Raw genomic sequence first — 9,830 nt, 5'->3', positions numbered from 1 at the left:
GCTCACGACCGCACAATGGAGATTTTAGCTAAAGCCAAAGGATTATCAAAACTTCGAGATGCGGCACTGTTAGAAGTAGAACTAATCGCAACTATTGACCCAATTACGACAGAGGCTAAAGCTAGTGGTCAGGGCAAGATTAAATTACCTGGGCATGGGCAATGGATTGATATTGAACTGCCTAAACTTGACCACAAGCGAATTGATTTCCGGCTTAATGAATCTAGAACAGTTAATGAACCACCAACCATCGATAAAGCTACTTTAGAGCGGATTTATGAACTGGAATTCAACCTTGGGAACAAAGCAGGTGACACCCAAGATGAACCGAATAAACTATCACCAATGGGGCAAAAGCTGTATGAATATCTCACCAGAACTGAACGAATTGAAGCTGATGTAAGAGAGTTCAAGGGCAATTTTAAAGTGAACGGTGAGAGATTCACTGTAGAGCAAATCAAGGGCTGGATGTATGAAATTGTGGGGGCAGGATTGGCGGACTGGATAGGCGAGGGTGTTATCAAGCTTAATCAAATTTGACTGCAAAGGGTGTCTAGTGTCTCGCCCCAAAAACGCCCTTTTTTCGCGGACACTGGACACCGGACACCACAGACACTAAAGCTTGAAAGCTTTATCTAGCATAGACACCAGCAGACACCACAGCAGACACCGCCCAGACACCAAGTGTCTAGTACGTGTCCGCTAGACACCAATAAGAAATAACCGAAAAAACAACCATTTATTATTAGAGGATTATCAACATTATGCTGAGAATAGTAATTATTGAACCAGAAATATTTACGCTCTTGGGCATCAAAGGTGCTATTTCACAATCTCCCGATATAGAAGTAACTGGTGATGCTACCAGTGGAAAGTTAGGGTTTAAGTTAATTGAACAGATGAATCCTGATGTTGTGTTAGTTGATTTACTATAGAACTCTTGCAAAAGTGTTTTGTGGTATAATAGAGAATTTGGTAATTTGCAACTAGGACTTTGAGGAGCAGTGAAAATAGAGAACGCCAAACAGCTTACTGCAAAAAAATTTAAGCGAATGACTGGAGTGAGCCGTAAAACCTTTGAATTAATGGAAGATGATGTTAAAGCTGATGCTCAAAAAAAGAAGAAGCCTGGTCGCCGTCCTAAATTGACTATTGAAGACCAAGTTTTAATGGTGATCCAATATTGGAGAGAATACCGTACTTATTATCATATTGGATTAGACTGGGAACTTTCAGAATCAGCAGTTTGCCGAACAGTTTATAAAATTGAAAATATTCTAATTAGTTCAAGAAAGTTTAGTCTGCCTGGTAAGAAAAAATTATGGAAAATGTCATCACAAGAAGATTTGGTAGTGATGGATGTGATGGAAAGCCCAATTGAAAGACCTCATACCGGGCAAAAAAGATTTTTTAGCGGTAAGCAAGGAGAACATACTTTAAAAACGCAGGTAGTTATCCACCAAAAAACTAGTCAAGTCATCTGTTTAGCGCATGGTTTGGGGAGAATCCATGATTTTAGGCTATTTAAAAATAGCGGGATAAAATTTGGACAATTACTTAAGGTCATCGCGGATAAGGGCTATCAAGGAATTAATAAAATTCATCAATTGAGTGAAACACCGATTAAAAAGCCAAAAGGAAAGAAGTTGACGAAAGAACAGAAAAAATATAATCGAGAACTCAATCGATTAAGAATTACTGTTGAACATGTAAATCGTCGTCTAAAGATATTTAAAATTTTGTCTGATAGATATCGAAACCGTCACCGACGTTTTGGCTTAAGGTCGAATTTAATTGCGGGAATTTATAATCACGAATTAGCACTATAAATCAAATAAAAAAATCGAATTAATCCAATAGTTTCAGTATTAATCAATAACTGAAATGATGTTTCCTGTCATCTTTTTAATTAGCGTAGGCGCAGCCCGCCGTAAGCATCGTTAGATAATACTTGTTAGAAGAAATTGATAGCCTCTTACTATTCCAATGTCCCAAAATTTAAAATAAAATAACCCTCAATTATACCACAAAATATTTACGCAAGAGTTCTTATTACCCGACATGAGTGGTTTAGAACTTACTCGTTCAATTAAAAGCAAAACTAATAGTAAAGTGGTGATTTTTACTAATCAGACTCATGAAGACTTTATTAACTCGGCTTTCCGTCATGGGGCTGATTCTTATATGCTCAAAAGTGCTGATATAGAATTGATTGAACTAGCCATCAAGAGAGCTTACTTTAATGAATGTCTACTTGACCCGAAGCTGGCTAAAAAACTGTTAGAAAGCCTTTATCACAACAGATATATCGACCCTAATTTTGCTGACAAAAACTTGCTTGACTCTCCCACTGAGCGGCAAATACAAGTCCTGCGATTACTGGCTCAGGGTTTAGTTTTTGAACAGATTGCTAAAGAAATGTTTCTCTCTGTTAGTACAGTCAAACATTATGCCAGTGATCTGTACAGTAAATGGCACGTCAAGAACCGTTATGAGGCGATAAAAAGAGGGGCGATGCTTGGTTATATCGACTATAACTTGATTGTGAATGAATGATGTATTGGTGAGGATAGCGAAAGGATTTAGTCGGGGAGTGGTGGGGTTTATTTTTGTACAAAATCTCTATATCCCTAACTAGCCCAATCGTTGCTGCAATTCCTCCAACGCACCGTCAGAACATCGGCAGTCATTATTGAGATATAGCCCAACTTTAAAGTCAAAGGTCAACGCTTCAGTTCGGAGGAATTGAAGCGACTGTTTAATGAGTTGGTTGAGAACAGTCTTTAGTTTGGCTAGATGCGAATACCATCGAAATTGCCCCAAATCAGACAGACGTACACAGAATGCCCAAAAGTATAAGACATTGAGAACTGTGAAATTTTTACAAGTTATCTAATGAGCAGCACAAGTTGCAGAAGCTAGTGCCGGGCTATTAGGTCTTGCATTTGGCGCTTGAGCAACCAGAACCACGTTACCATTGGCATCTATAACCCATCCTTGGGCTTCCACAATTTCAGTAGGGACGTTGACAGAATTAACTTTCTGTGATTGTTCTTCTGTGTTTCGTTGCTTCTGAACAACCACTCTGTTCTGGGTACCCTCAGCACGATTCTTACTTTCTGGAGAGAGTGTGATCCAATCTGCCAGCACCGCATCATCAGATATCAATGGCTGCGTGGGATCGGCTACCACTCCTCCACGCCCAGTAACAATAAACGAACTCCTTCCTATTTTTCCACCAGAATTACAATCAGCAACAATTTGTTGCGAAGCATCAACCACATTTACAGGCAATTCAACCAATCCTTTACTGGGGTCAGCATCTGGTGAGTTGATTTGTACTGTGCCATTTAATGAAGGATTTTGCTGAGAAAATGCAGTGATATCGCTAGTTGGAAGGTTACTTGGTTTTAGTTGCTCTGGGTCTTCAGTGTTTAACAGCCTCACTAAGTCTGCACGAGTACGCGGCACAAACCCAAAGATACTTTTAGCGTTGATTGTAACTTTACCACCAGAGCCTGAGAAAGCATTGGCCGTGATATCGTTATTTTCACTGGGGACAGTAACGAGGAAACCCGACGGCGCATTGATGGTAATATCACCGCCATCCCCACCAGCCTCTGACGTACCTGCGTTAGTGGATATTTGACTGTTGCGGCGCATCAGTAATAAGTCTTGTACTTGTAGTGTGATATTGCCGCCTTGACCTGATTGATTCTCCGATGTCAGTTGTGCTTTGTCATTGAGAAATATAGACTGAGCATTTACATTGAGTTGTCCTGCTCTACCTAACTTAGGTAGACCTCCAACATAAGAAAAATTAGAAAATTGACTGTTTACACCGATAACAGCATAGTCCCCAACAGTCAATTTTCCTGTAATGATTGTCACATTCCCGGCATCACCAGAACCATTAGTTGAAGCCACTAAACTGCTAACAGTTTCAGCTTTATATTTTGAAAATCCTGTGATTTCTACCGCTTCGGAGGCATTGATAGTTAAATCGCCTCCTCTTCCAGTTGCCGGTATTATCTGGAACTCACCTTCTCCTACTAACGTCCCAATTCCATTCGACACTGTTGATACTTGCGCTCCATCTTCAATCCGTAATATTTTAGTGGTAATTACCAAATCACCCGCCTTTCCACCTGCGGCAGTTGAAGTAAATAATCCACTAGGAATCACATTATTACTATTCGGGAAAGGGCTACTACCTATTACTTCTACAGATTCAGAAGCATTCACGAACAAATTTCCGCCATTGCCTACACCTGCTGTAGCAGTGCTTATTTGCGCTCCATCACGAACTATTAAATCTTTGCTATTAATTGTTAAATCTTTACCATTTCTGCCGCCTGTAGTCTGGGTTGATAATAAAACCCCATCTCCAGCTAATTCAACAGTTTTACCTTGTATTTGAATACTGCCACCACCCTCACCACTAGCATCTACCTCAGAACCAATATCAGCACCATTAATGGTTCGTTCTATGAATTGGATATTCTGGAATTTATCAACTTTTTCATATCCCACTATCCAATCTTGGTTTGTTAAATTTAAGCTCACAAAGTTGTTAGCAGCTACACTTCCCAACTCTATTCGCCCCGACGCTGCTGTTAAATTTCCACCTTCAAGGATTATATCACCACCAATAAGTGCTAAAGTTTTACCTGGTTTAACTTCTAACCCAACACGGTTCCCTGAGATATTTGTGATGCCATCTGGATTACTTGCTTGCGATTGATTACGGATGGGAGCCGCAGTTGCTCCAAATTGTAACCCAATCGGCACACTTACTGTCAGCAAAGGTGTTGTAGAATCTGTTGCACTAAACTTAGTCCCATCAGCAAAATTTAAACTATTTGCCGTGCTTGCTATAAATGAGCCACCAATTTGTAAAGAAGCATTGGAACCAAAAGTAATGCCATTAGGATTAATCAAAAACAGATTGGCAGCATATTGACTTTTAATAGTACCTTGAATATCAGAAATATTATTTCCTGTTATTCTCACAAGAATATTCTGAACACTTTCAATATTATTAAATCTAACTGTAGTTCTCGGAAGCACAGAAAAATCTTGAAAACTATGGAAGAGATTGTTTTGATTTGATGATAAGCTCCCTCCTTCAATAGTTATGACATTATTCTGATCTATTGGGTTAACTTGAGAATTATTAGGAAGAGTAGTATCCGCAGTAATTTGAGCAATAGCAGCTTTGGGGGATAAACCTATTACGCTGCTTGTTATAATTAAAATTGTTTGAACCCATAACCGCAGATTATTCATACCCAATATTTGTACCAATATTTGTAAAACTCAACAGAATTATATTATCAATACCTTCACCAAAAACAGAGTATGAAAAAATAGGGCTGCCGTAGTAGAGCTATTGTTTGGAGAAGCTACAACTCAAAAACCACTCTTCAGCCATGCGCGGCATCTTATCACTACTACAATGCCTGTTCCCGCAGATAAATCCTACAATGATGCGGCAATTGAACCACAGAATCGAAGGATTTACATTTTACGAGCGTGTCATTCAACCGAGAAGTATTGATATTTCAAGTTAGTAATCTTAACATATTTGTCTTCCTTGATACCAAATGCAACTTGTTAAGGCGAAGTTTTGAGTTAAATTAATTAGTTTGAACTTCGTTTGAACTTTTAACTCTAAAGAATTCTCTTCTGTGACACCATAATTTTCAACAGATGTATTTAAGCTAGAGTGATTTACACTTTCATCCGATTCGTTTTGAATTTGTTCATCTTGTAGTTGCTGGGATGTTTGAGAATCCATAACTTTTACTTCTCTTGCAGACTGGTAGATGTGTGAACTTATCTTGCGATGTACTAAATTAACGAGAATTCGATTAGTACAGTTTGCCAATAAAGCAATCAAGTCTAGAGGAGGAAAGAATTAGGTTTCTAAATCTTCCATGAATGCCAATAATTGTAAATTCAGCTTGGCTAGTAATAATTACGCATTGTGTAACAAAACTTCATACATATTCTTCCGGTATTTCCCCTTGGTATTGAGCCGAGATATGTGTAAGTGGGGTTCAGCCGGGATACGTGGATCGAAATCTGCCATTTCAGCAAAATTTGGCAGTTCTAGAAAAAGCTTGTTTTGGTGTTGCAAGCACCGTCGAATCGATTAGCAGATATAAGCGTGCTGATTCCTAAAATTTTGGCAATTCTTGACACCGCACCAAAGGATATAGCAACGGTGGTGAGTGAATAAAAGATTATCTATATAGCAGTCGCTTCAGAGCAGAGATTATACCTGCAAGTGGTCAACGTGCTGCAATCATAAGCTAATTTTATCAGCCAACGCCATCATGCGGGTTGTAGCGGTTGCGATTGATAAGTTGGAATTAATGAGGAGCGATCGCTTTCGTGACGCTAACGGAGTTACAATACTTTGGGTCACTAGTTACACGTTTTAGGTAAAACGTGTAATCCCCTAGAAAGTAGAAAACATGAAGGTTAGCGGCAACGGACAAGGCAAAATACTAAGCCAAGAGGAATTAAAGCGATTATTCACGGAGGGATTTCTCACTCCCCGCGATCGCGCTCTGTTTGGCATCTGCCTGTTTACTGGTTGTCGCGTATCAGAAGCGTTGGCCCTTAAAAAGACTGATATCAAATCAGGAACCATCACTTTCCGAAAATGTACCACGAAAGGCAAGTACAAAACACGGATTGTAGACATTCCACCAGCACTATCCACAATACTGGCTGATTACCAACCGAAAATCGGGGTAATGTTCCCAGGTATGCGCGGTGTAACTGAACGTCTGACCCGATTCATGGCAGACAAAATTCTAAGAGATGCCTGCAAGCGGATTGGTGTAGAGGGAGTCAGCACCCATTCGTTTAGGCGAACTGCCCTCACGCAGATGTCAAGCGCGGGGATACCTTTGAGAACGATTCAAGAAATCTCTGGTCACAGTGACCTGGGGACGTTGCAGCGTTATCTGGAGGTCACACCAGAGCAGAAACGAAAGGCTGTTTCGGTGATTGGGTTTTAGCCAGGGGTAGACGTTTTGAGCATTACTAATCGAAATTCATAATTTTTAGGAGTTTTCTTAGTTATCTGAGCAAGAATATCGATTGAATGAAGGTAACAAGGAATAAAAGTATTTTTACCTAGGTCGTAGGTATGACGTGCATTAATATCTTTATTCATCTTGCAGAGAACTTGAAAATTAGCTCCGATGATATCCAAAGAACTCTCTTTACCGGGAATAACAAGCACACAAGGCTCTACAAAGCTTTGACCTGCTTTATCGTATGCTGACTTAATATCTTCCATACAACTCGGAAAATGAGAAATTAAATAAGAAAAAGATTCTTCGACCTCATTCAAATAAGCTGATTCATCTATTTTTTTAGTTAGAAAAGCTAACTCATCTGAAAGTGAAAGACGTTTAGACTTGCCGTAATTGGGGTCTATTTTCTTGCGTCGTTTCGCTTCACCCATGTCTAATTTATCCTCTTTCTCATTTACTACGGGAACTGTAAGGTAAAACCAACTCTCAATTCCTTTGGAGTCATCACCCCGCAAGGGCTGGGCTTAAAGTTTCCCTTTTACTCTAAATATGAGGATTTACAAATCTAACATTCTTTTCTGAAGGGAGTGGAAGCGCCAGCGAGTTTTAATCCCTATTGACCCAGCTATGGATAGTACGTACAATTATACGTATAAACTCATGAATTTTCTGGAATCGGCGTTTCCTGAAAACGCATAACCTATGACTCTGGGGAATTTTGGCAATATCTATTCAGATGAGCTAATTACAGCCACTGAGTTGAATCGTCAGCCTGGGCGAGTTCTGGACAAAGCTTTAGAACGTCCAGTGACAATTACTCGTAATGATCAGTCTTTTGCCTTATTGCGCCGGGAGGAAGTAAATTCTCTTGTCAAGGCAGCTACTCAAAGTAAAGCTGTTTTTGAAACATTAACCGTCGCTTTTTCTTTATTACTAGGGGAAAAAATCGGCTTTGAACATCCTTATGGATGGTTGAGCGCATTTGAGTCGGATGATCTGCAAGAGTTTATCAAAGAGCTAACTGAGGCTTTTCGTTTGATAGATTCTTCAACCACAGCATGGGAGATGATTGACGCGCTCATCCATGAATGGCATGAAAGCGCCATTGCGATCGCTAGTCCTGAACTGGCAGCAGCTTTTAGTGCCGAGACTGATGAAGTACCATTAACCAAACCATCTGCTCTTAGTGCTGTATGAAAGAGTATGTCAGACAATCCCTCAGAAAATCCAATAGTAGAGAATGTGGAGCCGCCATTCGTCAAACTGACGGCTACTGCATTAAAAGAGATAGAAAGCATTTGGTTAGTGGTAGCAAAAAATCGTCGTGTGAATCGGGATTGGGAAGCTTTAATGCAGCGCCATCCAGAAAACACCCTTCGCTGTTATGAGGATTTATGTACTGCACCAACCACTAGACAGCCAGGGCGTGTTTTCCCTTTGAAGGGCAAACTCTACAAGGGGGCATGGGAATACGAGGTGACAAAAGGGGACAGAGTATTTTACGTTCCTGATAAACAACAGTTGAAAGTCATTGTCTACTACGCAGGCAAACATCCAAGTCCTGCACCCACACCGTAATTCGTGCCAATAAGGAAGAGTGGGCTACAAATATACGTGACTGCTGTACATTCATGAGTATAATTTAGACCAAGCCAAAAAGTCAGAAAACCAGAAAACCAGATTTATGGTTTACCAGAAATATGGACAGTCCAAAGAAAATCATAACTATCACTGGGTACAAGGGAGGAGTGGGGAAAAGCACTACAGCAGTGCATCTTGCAACCTTCTTTAGTGAACTTGGTAAAACAGTTCTTGTAGATGGCGACCAGAACCGTACAGCCCTGGCTTGGTCAAAACGCGGGTCATTCCCCTTTCCTGCGGTGGACGAACGCCAAGCCCTCAAAGTAATTGCTGATGCTCAATTTGTGGTCATCGACACCCCAGCTAGACCTGACTCCGATGATCTAAAGGAATTAGCTAAAGGTTGTGACCTTCTAATCCTGCCTACAAAGCCGGACATTGTAAGCCTTGAGCCAATGCTTTTGATGGTGAAAGATTTGGGTGAGACGAACTATCGCTGCTTGCTGACTATTGTTCCTCCCTATCCCAGTAAAGAAGGTGAAACACTGCGTCAGGATTTGTTGAATGGAGGCATCCCCGTATTTCAGGCAATGATCCGGCGAACTGTCGGCTTTGAGAAAGCAGCAATGGCTGGTGTCCCCATTCGGGATGTTGATGACTCACGTTTAAAAACAGCTTGGGCTGATTACCTCGCGCTAGGTAAAGAAGTTATGGAGATTTTGAAATGAGCAAGTACGGTGATTTGATTAAAAAAGCCAGAGAAACCGAACCAGAAAACCAGAAAGCCATAAATACATCAGACCAGATATCTGGTTTAGCATCACAAGAGCCAGAGCTTGAACAGATGGTCAATCTGTGCGTCAAAGTCCCTATATCCCAACGTCGCTACTGGATGTCTAAAGCCAAAGAGCAAGGGATTACTGTAACCTCCGTCATTATTGAAGCGCTAACCCAAAAGTTTGGAGAACCAGAAAACCAGAAAGCAAGAAAACCATAACAATGAGGGAGAGGGGCGGCAGGATAGACATGGATGAATTTAGGAGAAACGTTTCTTTGTTGCCCAGATGAGTCACAATCTCTAAGAGGATGTTTGAAAAGTCGGAAAAGGTGTAAAAAAGCTCTCTCAGTATAAGCTGTGAATAGATAATAAACAGTACCGAGAGAGTGACATGAGTAAAGCATATCCCAGCAACC

12 protein-coding genes and 1 pseudogene are annotated in these 9,830 nt (G+C 40.5%); 9 read left to right on the top strand and 4 right to left on the bottom strand.

Translation table 11 applies throughout. The features are described 5' to 3' along the window. From H6G97_RS38005 to H6G97_RS37990, 4 genes and pseudogenes are all read left to right on the top strand, one after another. A pseudogene (locus H6G97_RS38005) lies at positions 1 to 540 on the top strand (hypothetical protein); the annotation flags it as partial. Between the two features lie 224 nt (positions 541 to 764). After that, the gene (locus H6G97_RS38000) at positions 765 to 935 is read left to right on the top strand and encodes a helix-turn-helix domain-containing protein (protein WP_242055835.1); all 171 of its coding nucleotides are present in this window, start codon (positions 765 to 767) and stop codon (positions 933 to 935) included. A 69-nt stretch (positions 936 to 1,004) separates the two neighbouring features. After that, a complete protein-coding gene (locus H6G97_RS37995; RefSeq protein WP_338421930.1) occupies positions 1,005 to 1,829 on the top strand; it encodes an IS5 family transposase in 825 nt (274 codons plus the stop codon). 232 nt (positions 1,830 to 2,061) lie between these two features. Further along, positions 2,062 to 2,556, top strand: a complete 495-nt coding sequence (locus H6G97_RS37990; RefSeq protein WP_242055834.1) for a LuxR C-terminal-related transcriptional regulator — start codon at positions 2,062 to 2,064, stop codon at positions 2,554 to 2,556. 336 nt (positions 2,557 to 2,892) lie between these two features. On the opposite strand, the gene H6G97_RS37985 is transcribed toward H6G97_RS37990, so the two are convergent. The 3 genes from H6G97_RS37985 to H6G97_RS55035 form a co-directional block, all read right to left on the bottom strand. Then, on the bottom strand, positions 2,893 to 5,289 hold the full coding sequence (locus H6G97_RS37985; RefSeq protein WP_190945860.1) for a two-partner secretion domain-containing protein: 2,397 nt from the start codon (positions 5,287 to 5,289) through the stop codon (positions 2,893 to 2,895). Between the two features lie 289 nt (positions 5,290 to 5,578). Then, positions 5,579 to 5,800, bottom strand: coding sequence for a hypothetical protein (locus H6G97_RS37980; RefSeq protein ID WP_190945859.1), 222 nt, complete (start codon positions 5,798 to 5,800; stop codon positions 5,579 to 5,581). Positions 5,801 to 6,310: 510 nt separating this feature from the next. Beyond that, a complete protein-coding gene (locus H6G97_RS55035; protein WP_277883397.1) occupies positions 6,311 to 6,433 on the bottom strand; it encodes a hypothetical protein in 123 nt (40 codons plus the stop codon). Between the two features lie 49 nt (positions 6,434 to 6,482). Between H6G97_RS55035 and H6G97_RS37975 the strand changes: the two genes are divergently transcribed. Beyond that, on the top strand, positions 6,483 to 7,034 hold the full coding sequence (locus tag H6G97_RS37975) for a tyrosine-type recombinase/integrase (protein WP_190945858.1): 552 nt from the start codon (positions 6,483 to 6,485) through the stop codon (positions 7,032 to 7,034). Here the strand turns inward: H6G97_RS37975 and H6G97_RS37970 are convergent. Then, the gene (locus H6G97_RS37970; RefSeq protein ID WP_190945857.1) at positions 7,031 to 7,486 is read right to left on the bottom strand and encodes a hypothetical protein; all 456 of its coding nucleotides are present in this window, start codon (positions 7,484 to 7,486) and stop codon (positions 7,031 to 7,033) included. The genes H6G97_RS37975 and H6G97_RS37970 overlap by 4 nt on opposite strands. 271 nt (positions 7,487 to 7,757) lie before the next feature. Between H6G97_RS37970 and H6G97_RS37965 the strand changes: the two genes are divergently transcribed. The 4 genes from H6G97_RS37965 (at position 7,758) to H6G97_RS37950 (ending at position 9,633) form a co-directional block, all read left to right on the top strand. Further along, on the top strand, positions 7,758 to 8,252 hold the full coding sequence (locus H6G97_RS37965; RefSeq protein ID WP_190945856.1) for a hypothetical protein: 495 nt from the start codon (positions 7,758 to 7,760) through the stop codon (positions 8,250 to 8,252). A 6-nt stretch (positions 8,253 to 8,258) separates the two neighbouring features. Then, on the top strand, positions 8,259 to 8,633 hold the full coding sequence (locus H6G97_RS37960; RefSeq protein ID WP_190945855.1) for a hypothetical protein: 375 nt from the start codon (positions 8,259 to 8,261) through the stop codon (positions 8,631 to 8,633). Positions 8,634 to 8,755: 122 nt separating this feature from the next. After that, a complete protein-coding gene (locus H6G97_RS37955) occupies positions 8,756 to 9,364 on the top strand; it encodes a ParA family protein (protein ID WP_190945854.1) in 609 nt (202 codons plus the stop codon). Beyond that, entirely contained in the window at positions 9,361 to 9,633 is a 273-nt protein-coding gene (locus tag H6G97_RS37950) for a hypothetical protein (RefSeq protein WP_190945853.1), read from the top strand. The genes H6G97_RS37955 and H6G97_RS37950 overlap by 4 nt, the downstream gene beginning before the upstream one ends. Positions 9,634 to 9,830 lie beyond the last annotated feature (197 nt).

Origin of the sequence: Nostoc flagelliforme FACHB-838, from assembly GCF_014698065.1 — a bacterium.
Taxonomy (GTDB): Bacteria; Cyanobacteriota; Cyanobacteriia; order Cyanobacteriales; family Nostocaceae; genus Nostoc; species Nostoc flagelliforme_B.
Note: the sequence above shows the minus strand (reverse complement) of the source record. Positions and strands in the feature narration are given on the sequence as shown.